Raw genomic sequence first — 13,190 nt, 5'->3', positions numbered from 1 at the left:
CTCGCATGCACAGCCACACCACTGACGAGGGCGCGCCGTCCGCGTCCGCTCTGGAAGATCCGCTCGCAGCCGCCCGGGCTCTGATCGCGCATGAGCAGCAGGCCCGCATGGAGGCCTGCGCGGCCGAGTTGCAGCAGGTCTTGGAGAAGCACGGGATGCGGCTCGATGTCGCCCAGCCGCAGATCAGCATCGTCCCTGCGTAACAGCGCCCCCAACGTGGTCGTGCTGCACCAACTTGGCACGGCTCACGAGCGCTCGCGGTCCTGCTCCGTGATCTCGTCGAGTAGGTGGAGGACGCTGTGGAGGCGACTGCGGAGCCGCTCGACGAGCAGGATCAGGCTGGCATCGTCCATCGCAGCGAGATCCTCCCTGCGGGCCTTCTGCAGGTCTTGGCGGGCGAAGTCGACGACGGCCCGCTGCCAGTCCGTGAGACCGGGCAGCGGGCCGTGCGGGCGGCCGTCGGTCACGGGACCACCTTCGAGGGTCAGCGTCAGTGTATGGGGCGCCTCTGGTCGTGACCGGAGGCGCCGGGCCCTCCCCGGAGCCTGGGGGGTGAGGGGAGGGCCGATCCGGGACCCGCCCGCCCTCTGTTGAGCTTGGGGTGCGAGGACGGGCGGGCGTTCGTGCGGCGGCCGCCCCTTGTGGGGACGTAGGGCGGCCGCCCCTTCTCGCTGCCGGACAGGGGAGCCGACGGCGAGAGCTAGAGTCGCGTTCCTACCGCGATCGTGTCGTTGCCTGCCAGCCGTGCGATCGCTCGCAGCATGATGGCCAGGCGGCGTTCGTCGAGCTCGGCTACTGCCGCCAGGGGTGTGCTGCCGATGCTCAGCATCGAGAGGGTCAGCCCGAGGAACGTCCTCTGTTCGTCGTCCAGGCCGAGGCTGTAGACGCGTCCCATCAGCCCTTCCCACCCGACCTTGCTCTTGCTGGGCGTGTCCAGGAGACCGAGCGCGCCCTGCACGCTGCTGTGGGCGAGGATCGTCTCTTCCTCGACGAGGGCCTGCGCGGCAGCCCGCTCCCGGCCGGACGTCGCCGACTCGATCAGCCTCTTCCCGCGCCGCTCGAGCATGAAGCCGTCCGTGGTCTCGGCTGAGGTGAGGGTCATCCGAATGCCTCCGCAGAAAGTCGAGGTCCGCCGGCGGGGCCGAGCGCGGCACCGAGGAGGACAGGGTCGGTCAGCCGGCCGGAGCCATCCGGCCGTTCGATCCACACGCGGCCGCGCACCGGATACAGCACGGGCGGACACCGAAGCACCCAGCCCCGAGGCCGGACGGTGATCGTGCGCACGTCGTCCAGTTCGTCGCCGAGGGTCGGCGGCACCAGCCACCACGCAATCCCCTGGGTCACGTCCGACAGGACCGGGCCGCGCCGCGAGGGGTCGATGCGCTTCAGCGCGTCCATGGACGGTGCGAGCGCAGCTTCGGCCACCATCCAGTGGCCGCCGCTCGGGAATTCGCCCAGCTCGTCAGCGTCCCACCGGGTCCGTATCTCGGCGGGAGTGTCGGCGCAGGAGAGGAGCCAGTCCTGTCCTGCCTGCCGGGCGTATGGGGCGGGGTGTAGAGCCATGAGCAGGACGGTAGGCAGTCCGATTGCGCGCGTGTGCGCTGATTGCGCGGGATTGCGCACGGAGCTAGGACGGTTGCTGCCGATTGCTCACGTCAGGGTGAGCTGCGCCCTCGCACGGGAGATCAGGCGGTGCGCCTGGTGGTCGTAGACCGCGGATTCCCGCATCAGGTCCCAGAGCTTGCGGTAGAACGCGACGTCGTCCGGCGAGTCGAGTGAGAGCTCCGCGTTCCACGTGTCGGCGACGACGAGCCGTTCGTCAATGATCCAGAACCCATGCTTCGGGGAGAACGGCGTCCGCGCGCCAAACGGGATGATGCCGAGGGTGACCGTGTCGAGGCCGATGAACCCGGACAACCGGTTGAGCTGCGCGGCCATGGCCTCCGGGGAGCACCGTACGACGTGCAGAGCCGCTTCCCAGATCAGCACGTGGAAATGGTGCCCCGGCTCGTACACGGTCTTCTGCCGCTTCATGCGGGCCCGCACACCTTCCTCGATGTCGCGGGGCACCCCGAGGCGGTTGGACACGTCTGTGAGGACGCCGCGGGCGTAGTCCGGGGTCTGGAAGATGCCGGGGATGATGCCGCCCTCGAAGATGTGGACGGTCTCCGCCTGCGCTTCCTGAACGCCGTGTTCTTCCTGCATCGCGCGGTGGCCGGCCGATAGCTGACGCTTCCAGCTCCGGTACGCGGTCTCCAGGCTGCGGACCCGGCCCTTCAACTCGCTGGCGGCATCAGGAGCCCCGGAGGCCTGCGCCCACGCCTCGACGTCGGCCGCGGATGCGGTCTGCTTGCCGTTCTCCAGCCGCGAGACCTTGGAGCGCTGCCATCCGGTCCGGGCAGCGAACTCCTTGCCGTTGAGTCCGGCCTCGGTGCGCAGCTCACGTAGCCGCGCACCGAGGGCCTCTCTGGCGGTCTGGAAGTCGGTCACACCTCCGAAGCTACCTGCGCCGCGAAGTCTGCGCGCCGGATCGCGCGAGGCCAGGTGGCATCCCGGATCTGGCGGAACTCCGCGATACGCGCAGGGTCTTCGATGAGTTCGGCGCCAAGGTACTCGTCGGCGTCGTCGAAGTGGAGCACCAGGGCGCGGCGGTTGTCGAAGAGCCAGAAGTCGACCGCAGGCAGTGCCAGACGTTCCGCGTCCGCACGCCACAGGTTGCGGATGTCCTCGCCCACCGCCTCGTTGCTCGGTGCCCGCGCGAGGAGGAACAGCTGTCCATCGGTCGGTGGGTCGTCGACCAGGCGGATGCGCTCGAATCGCTTCCCCGCGGCCGTCTGCCGCTGGATGTTCTCCCGCCATGCACTGGACGGGTCGTGGCTGACGTCCTCGCCGGCCTTCCAGCGTGTCCAGTTGGGGCTGTTGCGGTCGGAGGCGTAGCCGCGGCGGGTCTCCAGGCGCCACGCGGTCTGTTCGAACGTCTCGAAGTACGTGCTGAACGTCGAGTCGTTGATGAACTGCGGCACGCGGTCTACTCCTTGGGGGCGAAGCGGGTCAGCAGGTCGCGGGGGACGACAACGAACGATTCGCCGTCGAGGACGTTCTGCAGCTGGGCGATGTCGTTGGTGTCGGTGACGGTGTAGCCCTGCACGATGATGTCGCCGGTGTCGACGTCCTCGTAGAGTGTCGGGCATTTGCCCTCGTCGCTGGTGGTGCCGAGCATGCGGAGCTTTCGGGCCATGGCCTGTCTCCTTCTCGTGTCGGTGGGCGAGTCCTCAGAATGCTGCGGATGACGGGCTGACGCCGGGGGATTGCGCAGAATTGCCCGCCGGGCGTCTTCTTCGCGGCCGGTTGCGCGCAACACGACTGCCCTGCAGGTTCAGCGGGTGCCATCGTCGTACGTACGGCACCACGCCTTGTGCGCCGGTTGCACTCGGCCCGGACTACTAGGACTCAGCGCCGCTCTGATCTTGGAGCGGGCCGTACACGATGTCGAGGTCGTGGCTGATCCATGCCATCAGCCCGTCGTAGATGCTTCGGATCTCGTCGATCATTTCGACGAGCTGGTCCCCAGAGACGGCGTGCGAGACGAGAGCGCTCTGTCCTCGCTTTCCCCGAAGTGCAATCAGAGAGCCGTCGAGGTCCTTCGCCCATCCGCCGTGCACGTAGGCGTTGCGGAGCTTGGATAGGGCGGTTACCCGGTCCAGGAGCTTGTCCAGCGAGGCCAGCTGCGAGTCGTCGACTCGCGGGACCTGTCGAGCAGTCTCCCGGCACGTACGCACGAGGGATGACAGCGGCTGCCCCCGCACCCCGGAAGCCTGCGGGTCATGGCTGGCCACGAGGTGGCCGGTGAGCGCTTCGACTGTGATCTCCATGTGGGCAGCGTCACGGACCATCGTCCCCAGGTAGAGGAGCAGCTCAACTTCCTCCGGGTTCACCGGTATTTCGCTCATGCTCCGATGGTCGCAGGGCGGGACATCGGTAGTCACACCATTTCGTCCCTGCCCCACTCGGTGTGCCCAGCCCGTGGTCCCGCTTCCACGCTTACCCCGTGCGGTGGGCGATTGGCGGTCGGACGAGCGCGCCTGACGGGCTCAGCACGGGCGCTTCCTTCGGTCTACGCCTTGGGTACTGCCCATTCGACGGTGTCGCGGCCTGCTGAGCCGTAGACGATGCGGTTGGGACGGGTGCCTCGTTCGACCGAGTATGTGATCTTGCCTCGGAGGCAGCTTCCGGCGTTCACGGTGGCGCCGTTGCTGGCGTACTCGGGCTTGGGCACGCCGGAGCCGCTGATGTTGGGGGAGTCGAGGCGGGTGTCGTCGGGGAAGCCGAGGGCCCAGGGGCCTTGGGAGACGGTCACGGGGCTGCTCTTGGCGGCGATGCACACCTTGACTTCGAGGACGGACCACACGGGGTGGGCGAAGTCTGAGGCTTCCTTCGTGAGGTCGACGTCCTTGGCGGGCTGGGTGTAGCTGAGGACGGTCGTCGTGCCGCTGATGGGCTTGCCGTCGTCGTCCTTGTCGGACCAGCGCCAGTTGGAGCCGAACTTCAGTGGGCCAGGCGCCGGCGTTGTCGTGGCTGGGGCCTTGCTGGTGGCGGCCTTGCTGGGCTTGCTCTGCGCCTTGTCGTCGGCGCCGTTGCTGCTACAGGCGGTGGCGGTGGCTGCGACGAGCAGGGCAGTTACGGCGGCTCTACGGGCGTGCATGGTCCCCCTAAGGACGTGCTGTTGCTGAGGGGGCATCATGCGCTGTGCGGGGCTCGCGTGTACGCGGTGTGGCTGTCTCGTGACACGTGGGGGTGATGTCCGCTGCCTGGTCGCGGCGCAGCGAGGCTGAGCACCCCGGACGTGCGAAGGCCCCCTGCGCGGTCGTAATGGCCGCGCAGGGGGCGCATTTCGGTTCAGGGTACGAGCCGGGTCTGACAGCGGGCGCGGGAGAAGGCAGGGTGCAGTCAGAACCCGCGCGGCACCTCCCGGTTGAGGTGCTCAGAGATGGGCGCCCAACCGCCCTCCGGCATCATGCCGAGGTTGTCCAGCTCGGCGCCGAACGCGTCGATGACTGCCCCGTGCGTGATCCGGCCGGCGCCGCCGGGGACGGGTCGCCCACGAAGAACGGCGCACACGGTGCCCACCACCTCGGTCGCCTCGCCCTGGCGCCCGTTCTCCCACAGCCACGCGACTACCTTGCACGTCGAGGTACTCGGCCGCAGGCCGTCGCCCCTCGCCTCGATCTGTGCTGCCTCGTACTGGCCGAGTCCGTACAGGGCACTGGCCAAGAGGTCGGCGGGCAACGCCACGTGGCCGTAGGGGATGGCGGGATTCTGGGGCATGCGGTTCTCCGTTTCGTCGGATGCTGCTCACAGGGGATCAGGTGGAGTGCAGTCAGCGGGCGCCTTCGCTGTAAGTGCGCCGCCACGCGTTGTGCGCCCGTCGGCCGATCCGCAGCCGGAGCTTGTGGCCGCGGCAGCGCGGGCAGGTGCGCACCTTCCGGAAGCGCTCGATCTGCCCCGCACCCCGGCACTTCCGGCACAGGGCGAACGGCTTGACCGCGCACAACACTGCGTAACAGCCGAGCGCGAGGACGAGCAGCGCGCAAGCAGCGAGCATGAGGGCGGGTTTCCTCTCTGAGGTGGGTGTTTCCCGTTTCCCAGCCCCGTCCTGCTAGGCGCTAGGTAACAGGTCAAGGGCATGTTTTGGTGCTAGCGGGGGTGCTAGGCCTAGCAGGGGGTGGTGCTAGGCCTAGCGGCCGTCCGTGGGCTACGCGGCGACCCGATCGGCGTCACGGCGAGTGACAGCGGCGGTGACGTCGGCGCGCTTGATGCCGCGCTTCGTGGTGCCCTTGCCGTCGTCTCCGGTGGCCCACACGTCGGCCGTGCCCACGCCCCACGGCTTCAGCGACGGGGCGACGCTGGCAGTGGTCCACTCGCCGTACACGTCCGGCCAGCACTCCGCGAGACGGGCCGCGATCCGCTCGCACCAGAGCTGCTCCTCGTCGGGCCGGAACACCTTCAGCACGTCGCCGAGGACGTCCATCCCACGGGACTCGGACGGGCCTTCACCGAGAGCGTGGCCGGTGATGTTGCCGTACTCCTCGCGCATCACCCGGGCCCGGGCAACGACCAGCTCGGCGGCCGGCCCGTCGACGAACGCCGAGGCGGCGATGAGCGGGTCGTCGCCCTCGCCGGACATCCAGCAAATGCCGCGGTCGGAGCGGCTGAACATGGTGGCGCGGATGCCAGCCTTGTACGCGCCGGTGCCGAGGACCATGTCGTTCGCGGTGTGGGTCATCACCTTGAGGCAGAAGCGCAGGATGGCGTTCGCGCTGATCCCGGTGGGCAGCGACTTGGAGTCGGGCCGCTGGGTGGCGAACATGCCGACGATACCGAGGGCCGGGCCGCGCTTGGCGATGTCCGTGCAGATCGACTCCAGCTCAGGCCCGTATTTCTCGTGCTCGAAGGGGACCTGGCACTCGTCGAACCCGACCACGATCGGGTGCAGGCCGAGGCTCTTGTCGTTGGCCAGGGCCGGGGTCACCTTCGACTCGGGGCAGCGGGAGCGCGGCAGGTTGCGGATGACCTTCGCCCGGCGGCGCAGTTCCTCCTTGAGCTCCCGCAGGGCGTGCAGGACGTACAGGATGTCCTCGTCGTCCTCGCCCGACCGGTACCGGTGCAGGACGGGCTCCAACGGGCCGAGGTCGCCGGTGCCCTTGAAGTCGAACCCGTACAACTCGGCGCGCGGATCCAAGGCGGCGATCAGGAGCAGCAGGCGCAGCAGGAACGTCTTCCCCATCCTGGGGACGGAGCCGATCACGATCGAGGCGAACATCAAGGTCACAACGATGTCCCGCATCCGCTGGTCATTGCCGAACACGACGGGCTTGAACAGGTCGACCTGCCCCTCCTTCAGGAGCGGCCACGGGGGCTTCGTGGTCTCGTTCATCGGCTTGTCGCCCACCCACAGGATCAGGCGGCCCTCGTGCTCGTCAGGGTCACCGGTGGGCCAGACGCAGCCGAGCTTGCGGCGCAGCCCGGAGGCGAGGGCCTGGCGCTCCTCCATCACGTCCTCGGGCACCACGCCGTAAGGGAGATCGAGGTCGGCCCGGTAGCCAGGCCCGTCGCGGGTGATCTCGCTGGTGAAGCGCATACCGTTCATGTCGCCGCCCTTCTTCACGGCGGCGGAGATCTTCGCATTGCCGATCGCGTCGAGGGCGCGCACCACGATCGATCCGGTGAGCTTCTGCAACTCGGTACGCATGACCGCGGGCCCGATGACCGGGGCGTCGGGCTGCTGACCGAAGTAGCCGAGGGTCAGCACCCCACCGGCGGCGAACAGGTACAGGTACTCGGGCGCCATGACGTACAGCCAGATCGCGAAGCTGAGGCCGAACACCGCGGCGACCACGGTCACAAAGCCACGCAGGCGGACGCGTCCGGCCCGCAGGCGGGCGAGGCGCATGTACTCCTCGACGTCCTCCTGACGGACGGCGTAGTCGCGCAGGGGTGCGGCCTCGCGGTCCCACACCCACCGGTTCGTGGACGTGACGAACCGGGCCGCACCGCGCGGGGACATCATGCCGAGCTGCATCCCGTACCAGGGGAGACGGAGCCCGTGGTACATCGTGGCGTACCCGGCATGGCCGGACGCGCGAGCCACGGTGGCCTTGAAGTCGCTGCGGGAGCGCAGCCACGGGGCGACGATCGGGCGCCGCTTCTCAGTCCGTACCCCGGGCTCGGGGAGCGCCGGATTGTCGACGGGTACGGGCGTACCCGGCGCGCCCTCAGGGGCGTATCCCGTGTTGCTCGCGGCGGTCGACGGGGGCGTCTCGGAGGACGGCGCAGGGGCGGGTGTACCCGGCGCTCCGGGTACGGGCGGGGTGGGGGTACCTGCGGGGGCGGGTACAGCGGGTACGGGTGTACCCGTGCCCGAGTCTTGGGCGGGTACGGCGACTTGCGTCATGCTGATCTTCCCTGGGTCTCGATGGGGCTTTGGGAGCACGGGGCGGCCGAATCTGCTGGCAGGCGAGGCGGACGCCCCGTGGCGGAGCTACTTCTTCTTGGCGGCCCTCTTGCGGGCCTGCTCGCGGACGCGCTCTGCGCGGCGGTCGATGTCGGGCTGGTCCTCAATGCCGGCGGCGGCACGCTTCACGCCCTGCGCCTCGATGCCGAAGAGGCGGGCCCGCTCCCAGAGCGTGAGCTTCAGCTTCGGCTCAGACATTGGTGTCCTCCGGGGCGTCCTGGTCGGTCTCGGGCAGGGCCTGGGCGATGGCGGCGGCGGAGCGGGCGATGTCCGCATGTACGGCGGCCGCGGCGGCGTAGTCGCTGCTCTTGTGCCGGTTGTTGGGGGCGTGGGCGAGGTCCTCGGCGTATCCGGCCAGGTGGACGGCCTTGGCGAGGTGACGGCTGGCCGCGGCGAAGTACTCCTCGCGGGTCTTCGGTTCGGGCATGGTCGGTCCTCTCGGGCTGCGGGTCGGGTGGCGGTCGTGGGGGTCAGCGGCGGCGGCTGACCGTGTTCCGCTTCGGGGTGTGGCGGAGGGCGTCGGACTCGGCGGCGGCGCGATCCGCGGACGGGCTGGACGCGCGCCGTCCGCACGAACAGGACCAGTCGAACTGAGCGGCCAGCCCGGGGCGGCGGGAGATCCACGGGGTGACATGGATGGTGTGGTTCATGCGGGGTTCCTCTCTACTGACGGAGGGTGGGAGGGCTGTCAGCTGCCGTACCTGGGGGTCCAGGTGCCGTTGTTGAGGTCGTTGAGCTCGTCGAGGTGCTCGTCGGTGGCCTGCCGCATCTGTTCGGCTCGCCCGTTGTGGCCGGCCTGCTGCAGGCTCTGCTGGGCTCCCCGGGCGGTGGCGATGTCGTCGGTGATGTCGGCCTTGAGCTCGTCGTTCGAGAGGGTGCCGGGCTTGAAGAAGTGGCGTGCTGCGGGCATGAGGTGCTCCTCGGGTTGTGGGCCTGCTCCGGGTTGGCCGGCCCCACCGCACCCCCGCAGGTGTTCCATTTGAAACACCTGGCGGAGGACGGAAGGGCAGGTCAGCCCTTGCGGGACTCGGTCCACATCGACTTCAGGACCAGGACGCAGATCGTGAGGGCGACGACGACCAGGCCGAGGACGGCCGCGAGGATCGCGAACCCGAACACCACGAACATGACGAGGACGACGACGAGCGTCAGGGCGAGCAGGCCGAGGCAGCCACCCGCGATGTACGCGCCCCACGGGTGCGCCTTGATCGGCTGCAACGGCTGCTGCTGGACGGGCTGCTGCACGTACTGGACGGGCGCGGCGTACATGGGGTTACCGGCGAGGTCGTAGCCGATCTGCTGCCGCTGTACGGGCTCGGTCATCGCGCCCACCTCCTCGCCTTGCGGGCGAGGTACGGGCGGGCGGCCAGGCCGAGTGCGAAGGTCACGGCCACGGGCTTGCTGGCCACGGCCGCGACGACGAGGATCGCCAGCAGGGGCGGGAAGACGAGCAGCAAGCCCAGCAGGGCACCGAGGAGAAGCCACCTCATGCCCGCACCCCCATCAGCTCGTCGCGGATGCGCTGCGCGCGGGCCTGGCCGATGCCGTACGTGTCCTTCAGCCGCCGTACCCCGGGCACGTCGTCGGGGAAGTCGGCCCGTACCTGGGAGATGAGCGGGTCCGGGTACCCCTGGTCGTCGTCCGGCTCCTCGGGCTCCTCGTCGACCTTGTCGCCGGTGCCGTTCGGGTCGGGGTACTCGGTCGGGTCGATGGTGTACCAGGGGTGCTCCTGCGCCCCGGGTACGCGTACCTCCGGCTCCGGCGACGGCTCCTCGGCGACCGGCTCGGGGACGACCGGAGCGGGCTCGGGCCGGGCGACGATCGGCAGCAGCCGAACCCCCGCGGGCACCGCCACGGGTACGGCAGGTACGTGTACCTCGATCGCCGGGTACGCCTCGGGTACCTCAGGTACACGGTGTACCTCGATGGCCACCTCAGGCACTTCCGGCTCGAACGGCGACCGGAGTTCGACCGAGGCGAGAGTGCCGGCGCCACGGCGGGCGGCGAGCATCCGCATCATCACGTCCAGCTGCTCGGGGTCCGTGCCGACCCCGGAGCGGGCCACCGCCGCGGCGAGGCGGCTGCTTCCCCAGCGTCGGAGCTTCGGCCGGGAGGCGAGCTGTACGGCGCGGGCGGTTGCCCGGTCCCGGGTGATCTGCTCGGCGGTGCGGTCGCGGGTGGCGAGGCCGAGCCGGGACAGCAGCCGCTCGCGCAGCTCCCGGGCGATGACCGCGGGCAGGGACTGCGAGCCCGTCCCAGGCTTCGCGTGCCGCAGCTCGATCCCCATCGCCAGGTGCCACAGCACCGCGGCGAGGACCGGGCCGACGAACGCCCGGACGGTGCCGCCGACGAGGCCGGACTCCGAGTAGGCGGGGATGACCTGCACGCCCGTGATGACCCACACCAGGACGCCTGGGGTGCCGGGCGCGCCCTGCGTGCGCAGGTTCTGCCTGGCCATCAGGGCGACTGCGAACAGCGCCAGTTCAGCGGCGGCGAACATCGCGGCCCGCTCGGCGTCCGACGTCATGTCGAGGCGGTGGGCGGCGAACCGCCAGCTGGTGTCCGCGCTGTACGCGGTGCACGCCATCGCGGCGAGCGAGGCGACCAGCACGGCCGCCGGGGTGCGGCTCGTCCGGAGCAGCGTCACCAGGACGGCGAGCAGCAGCGTGGCGGCGGCGCCCGTTGGCAGCGGGTTGGCCTGAGACCAGATCAGAAGGGTGTTCATTCGCCCACCTCCGGGGCGGCGGCGCGCACCGCGCGGTGCGCGCACAGGATCACGGCCTCCCCGTCACGACGGTCCTTCGCGTCGATCAGGGCAGCCATCAGGGCAGGAACAGAGGGGAGCGGCCGTGCCGACCGGCTGGCCGCGCGGATGGCGGCGTGCTCGGTCGGGCGGGAGATGTGGTTGCGGGAGCGGCTCATGCGGCCACCGCCAGCTGCGCGCGGGTGAGCCACGGGCGCAGGGCGAGCAGCAGGCCGAGGGGCAGCGTGTCGCCCTTGGCGTGGTTGCAGCCCTGGCAGGCGAGGACGAGGTTGCAGTGCACGTTCGTGGGCCACAGCGCGTACGGCAGGTAGTGGTCGAAGGTCGCCTCGGTGGCCGGGTCGGTGAACGGGGTGCGGCAGTAGAAGCAGCGGGCGCCGTCACGCCTGGCGAGGTCGAGGCGCTTGCGGCGGCCTTTGGCGCCGCGCATGTGGCCGGTGCGGTGGCGGCGGCTCACTGGTCACCGCCGGAGAGGAGCGTGTCGAGCTGGTCGGCGAGGTCGCGGATGTGGTCGGCGTAGGTGTCGAGGGCGGCGGCCAGTTCGTACAGGCCGACCGGGTCGAGGGTTTCGCCGAGCGGGTGGACCGAGACGCCGGGGGTCCGTCCGCCGAGCCCGGGGGTGGCGTCCTCGCTGGCGTGCGGGGACTGGACCAGGTTCGCGGTGAGCAGGGTGGTGTACCGGAAGGTGACGATGGTTTCCGGGCCGCTGTGGATGATGTCGGCGTATTCGGTCTCGGGGTCGTGGTGGGCGTGCCCTGCACACCAGGCGGGGCACGGGATCGTCACGTCGCCGCGGTCGATGGTGGCGAGGGTGACGGTGCGGGGCTCGGTGCTCACCGGCGCTCACCCCGCTCGGCGTCCAGGGCCGTGACCAGGGCGTGCAGCCGCATCCGCAGGGCCACGGCGGACCGGATCATGTCCGTGTCGCTGTGGATGTCGGCGGTGGCGGTCTCGTCGAGGGTCTCGGCAGCCATCCGGAGTTCGGCGGACACACTCGCGGGTGCCGGGTCGCTGTCGTCGTAGGCGCTGAGGGGGGTGGCGTTCATACTCACGCGCGCTCACCCCTGTCGACCCAGGCGAAGGGCCGGATGGTGCCAGCGGCCTTGAACACGCGGATGGCGGCGCCGGCCGGGGCGTCGGGCAGGGCGTAGACGCGGCCGCCGTCGAGGGAGGCGAGGAGCCGGGCCGCGTGGTGCTCGCACCCGTCGGCGCCCGCGTTGGCCGCGTCGAGGACGGTGACGACGGTCGGGCCGTCGCACGGGGTCGGGTCGTCGTGGTGGGCGGCTGGGCAGCGGGAGACCGACGTGGCCTTTTTTTCGGTGGTCTCCCCAGGAAGACCACCGACGCGCTCAGCGCCGACGGCGCGCAGCAGGATCCGGAGGGCTTCGGCGAGGCCGCCGTGGGCCTGGGCGTAGGCGAAGATGTCGCCGTCGTCGACGGTGCCGTAGGCGGCGAGCATGCGCTGCCCGACGCGGACGGCGACGGCGAGTTCGCCGGGCTCGGCGGGGTTATCCACAGTGTGGATGGAGGTGTGGATCATCGGGTCACCTGCTTGGCGATGACTCCCGTGGCGCCGGCCTGGGTGACGCGGACGGTGATGGTGCGGTCGGGGGTCCGGCGGATGATGCCCGCGGCGACGATGCGTCGGCCGGGGGCGGCCCGCTCGGGGCGGGCCGCCTTCGTGGTCTCGGCCATCAGGCAGCCACCCCCGCCAGGGCCTCGTCGGCGACCGGGGCGGACTCGACGAGCTCGACCTTGAGGGACGGGGTGCAGGGCTTCATCGGGACCGGGCCGAGGTTGTTGGCCTTGAAGATCGCGGTGATGGCGGCGAGGTCGGGGGTCTGCCGGGAGGACGGGGTCCGGAAGACGCGCCACGTGCCGTAGATGCCCGCGGGCAGCTTGTCGAGGACCTTCTTCGCGGCGCGCTTGCCGCGGTCGGCGCGGCGGGCCTGGTCGGCGGCGCGCTCGTACTCGCGGGCGGCGGCCTCAATGGTCTCGACGGCGGGGAGTTCGTCGGCGGCGAGGACGTCGACCGGGTCCAGGACGGTCTCGACGGCCGACGCTTCGACGAGCGACACGGGAGCGATGACCGAGCGGACGGCATCGGCAACGGTGCCGATCAGGCCGCGAACCGTACGGGCCGTACGGGGAGACGTGAGAAGGTGGATCACAGCGGTTCTCCTGGTCTAGTCAGGTAGGTCCGTCAGGCCCTCGGCTGGTGCTACCAACACCGCCGGGGGCCGTTTCTTTGCTCTTTGCTAGATCCCCATCTAACTATCGGAGACCGCCGGTTTTCCGATCTGCAGAAACTCGTCCGGCCGTGAGCGGGCCCACCGGGCCCTTGGCGGCTTCCGCAACCTCTTCGCCCCCTTCACTTCCTTCATCTCCATCACCTCTTTCGCCCCTTTCACCCCACGC

26 protein-coding genes are annotated in these 13,190 nt (G+C 70.2%); 1 reads left to right on the top strand and 25 read right to left on the bottom strand.

The window, feature by feature from the left end; translation table 11 throughout:
• The first annotated feature begins 5 nt into the window (after positions 1-5).
• Positions 6-203 (top strand): hypothetical protein, encoded by a 198-nt coding sequence (locus OG798_RS20490; RefSeq protein WP_328757471.1) that lies wholly within the window; start codon positions 6-8, stop codon positions 201-203.
• Between the two features lie 42 nt (positions 204-245).
• On the opposite strand, the gene OG798_RS20485 is transcribed toward OG798_RS20490, so the two are convergent.
• The 25 genes from OG798_RS20485 to OG798_RS20365 form a co-directional block, all read right to left on the bottom strand.
• The gene (locus tag OG798_RS20485) at positions 246-467 is read right to left on the bottom strand and encodes a hypothetical protein (protein WP_328757470.1); all 222 of its coding nucleotides are present in this window, start codon (positions 465-467) and stop codon (positions 246-248) included.
• A gap of 233 nt (positions 468-700) precedes the next feature.
• Positions 701-1,102, bottom strand: coding sequence for a hypothetical protein (locus OG798_RS20480; RefSeq protein ID WP_328757468.1), 402 nt, complete (start codon positions 1,100-1,102; stop codon positions 701-703).
• Positions 1,099-1,563 carry a hypothetical protein gene (locus OG798_RS20475; protein ID WP_328757466.1) on the bottom strand — a complete coding sequence of 155 codons (465 nt, stop codon included), beginning with the start codon at positions 1,561-1,563 and terminating at the stop codon, positions 1,099-1,101. The genes OG798_RS20480 and OG798_RS20475 overlap by 4 nt, the downstream gene beginning before the upstream one ends.
• 87 nt (positions 1,564-1,650) lie before the next feature.
• Positions 1,651-2,490 carry a helix-turn-helix domain-containing protein gene (locus tag OG798_RS20470; RefSeq protein WP_328757465.1) on the bottom strand — a complete coding sequence of 280 codons (840 nt, stop codon included), beginning with the start codon at positions 2,488-2,490 and terminating at the stop codon, positions 1,651-1,653.
• Entirely contained in the window at positions 2,487-3,023 is a 537-nt protein-coding gene (locus OG798_RS20465) for a DUF6879 family protein (protein ID WP_328757464.1), read from the bottom strand. The genes OG798_RS20470 and OG798_RS20465 overlap by 4 nt, the downstream gene beginning before the upstream one ends.
• Before the next feature lie 5 nt (positions 3,024-3,028).
• Positions 3,029-3,238, bottom strand: a complete 210-nt coding sequence (locus tag OG798_RS20460) for a hypothetical protein (protein ID WP_328757463.1) — start codon at positions 3,236-3,238, stop codon at positions 3,029-3,031.
• A 205-nt stretch (positions 3,239-3,443) separates the two neighbouring features.
• Entirely contained in the window at positions 3,444-3,950 is a 507-nt protein-coding gene (locus OG798_RS20455) for a hypothetical protein (protein ID WP_328757462.1), read from the bottom strand.
• A gap of 164 nt (positions 3,951-4,114) precedes the next feature.
• Positions 4,115-4,702 (bottom strand): hypothetical protein, encoded by a 588-nt coding sequence (locus tag OG798_RS20450; protein ID WP_328757461.1) that lies wholly within the window; start codon positions 4,700-4,702, stop codon positions 4,115-4,117.
• A 245-nt stretch (positions 4,703-4,947) separates the two neighbouring features.
• Positions 4,948-5,325, bottom strand: a complete 378-nt coding sequence (locus OG798_RS20445; protein WP_328757460.1) for a hypothetical protein — start codon at positions 5,323-5,325, stop codon at positions 4,948-4,950.
• A 52-nt stretch (positions 5,326-5,377) separates the two neighbouring features.
• Positions 5,378-5,602: a hypothetical protein gene (locus tag OG798_RS20440; RefSeq protein WP_328757459.1), complete on the bottom strand. Its 225-nt coding sequence runs from the start codon at positions 5,600-5,602 to the stop codon at positions 5,378-5,380.
• A 150-nt stretch (positions 5,603-5,752) separates the two neighbouring features.
• A complete protein-coding gene (locus OG798_RS20435; RefSeq protein WP_328757458.1) occupies positions 5,753-7,951 on the bottom strand; it encodes a cell division protein FtsK in 2,199 nt (732 codons plus the stop codon).
• 87 nt (positions 7,952-8,038) lie between these two features.
• Positions 8,039-8,209 (bottom strand): DUF6257 family protein, encoded by a 171-nt coding sequence (locus OG798_RS20430; protein WP_328757457.1) that lies wholly within the window; start codon positions 8,207-8,209, stop codon positions 8,039-8,041.
• Positions 8,202-8,438, bottom strand: a complete 237-nt coding sequence (locus OG798_RS20425; protein ID WP_328757456.1) for a hypothetical protein — start codon at positions 8,436-8,438, stop codon at positions 8,202-8,204. The genes OG798_RS20430 and OG798_RS20425 overlap by 8 nt, the downstream gene beginning before the upstream one ends.
• Before the next feature lie 43 nt (positions 8,439-8,481).
• The gene (locus OG798_RS20420) at positions 8,482-8,661 is read right to left on the bottom strand and encodes a hypothetical protein (RefSeq protein WP_328757454.1); all 180 of its coding nucleotides are present in this window, start codon (positions 8,659-8,661) and stop codon (positions 8,482-8,484) included.
• A gap of 38 nt (positions 8,662-8,699) precedes the next feature.
• Positions 8,700-8,921 carry a hypothetical protein gene (locus OG798_RS20415; protein WP_328757453.1) on the bottom strand — a complete coding sequence of 74 codons (222 nt, stop codon included), beginning with the start codon at positions 8,919-8,921 and terminating at the stop codon, positions 8,700-8,702.
• 101 nt (positions 8,922-9,022) lie between these two features.
• On the bottom strand, positions 9,023-9,334 hold the full coding sequence (locus OG798_RS20410) for a hypothetical protein (protein WP_328757451.1): 312 nt from the start codon (positions 9,332-9,334) through the stop codon (positions 9,023-9,025).
• On the bottom strand, positions 9,331-9,501 hold the full coding sequence (locus OG798_RS20405) for a hypothetical protein (RefSeq protein ID WP_328757450.1): 171 nt from the start codon (positions 9,499-9,501) through the stop codon (positions 9,331-9,333). The genes OG798_RS20410 and OG798_RS20405 overlap by 4 nt, the downstream gene beginning before the upstream one ends.
• Positions 9,498-10,736: a hypothetical protein gene (locus OG798_RS20400; RefSeq protein WP_328757449.1), complete on the bottom strand. Its 1,239-nt coding sequence runs from the start codon at positions 10,734-10,736 to the stop codon at positions 9,498-9,500. Before OG798_RS20400 ends, OG798_RS20405 begins: the two co-directional genes overlap by 4 nt.
• Positions 10,733-10,933 (bottom strand): hypothetical protein, encoded by a 201-nt coding sequence (locus OG798_RS20395; RefSeq protein WP_328757448.1) that lies wholly within the window; start codon positions 10,931-10,933, stop codon positions 10,733-10,735. Before OG798_RS20395 ends, OG798_RS20400 begins: the two co-directional genes overlap by 4 nt.
• Complete coding sequence (locus OG798_RS20390; protein ID WP_328757447.1) at positions 10,930-11,229, bottom strand: HNH endonuclease; 300 nt, start codon at positions 11,227-11,229, stop codon at positions 10,930-10,932. The genes OG798_RS20395 and OG798_RS20390 overlap by 4 nt, the downstream gene beginning before the upstream one ends.
• Positions 11,226-11,609 carry a DUF6907 domain-containing protein gene (locus OG798_RS20385; RefSeq protein WP_328757446.1) on the bottom strand — a complete coding sequence of 128 codons (384 nt, stop codon included), beginning with the start codon at positions 11,607-11,609 and terminating at the stop codon, positions 11,226-11,228. Before OG798_RS20385 ends, OG798_RS20390 begins: the two co-directional genes overlap by 4 nt.
• The gene (locus OG798_RS20380; protein ID WP_328757445.1) at positions 11,606-11,824 is read right to left on the bottom strand and encodes a hypothetical protein; all 219 of its coding nucleotides are present in this window, start codon (positions 11,822-11,824) and stop codon (positions 11,606-11,608) included. Before OG798_RS20380 ends, OG798_RS20385 begins: the two co-directional genes overlap by 4 nt.
• Positions 11,821-12,312 carry a hypothetical protein gene (locus tag OG798_RS20375; protein WP_328757444.1) on the bottom strand — a complete coding sequence of 164 codons (492 nt, stop codon included), beginning with the start codon at positions 12,310-12,312 and terminating at the stop codon, positions 11,821-11,823. Before OG798_RS20375 ends, OG798_RS20380 begins: the two co-directional genes overlap by 4 nt.
• Positions 12,309-12,467, bottom strand: coding sequence for a hypothetical protein (locus OG798_RS20370; protein ID WP_328757443.1), 159 nt, complete (start codon positions 12,465-12,467; stop codon positions 12,309-12,311). The genes OG798_RS20375 and OG798_RS20370 overlap by 4 nt, the downstream gene beginning before the upstream one ends.
• Entirely contained in the window at positions 12,467-12,943 is a 477-nt protein-coding gene (locus OG798_RS20365) for a hypothetical protein (protein ID WP_328757442.1), read from the bottom strand. The genes OG798_RS20370 and OG798_RS20365 overlap by 1 nt, the downstream gene beginning before the upstream one ends.
• Positions 12,944-13,190: the final 247 nt, after the last annotated feature.

It is taken from the genome of Streptomyces sp. NBC_00271, from assembly GCF_036178845.1.
Classification (GTDB): Bacteria; Actinomycetota; Actinomycetes; order Streptomycetales; family Streptomycetaceae; genus Streptomyces.
The sequence above is the reverse complement of the archived record's forward strand: the minus strand, read 5'-3'. Positions and strand labels throughout refer to the sequence as shown.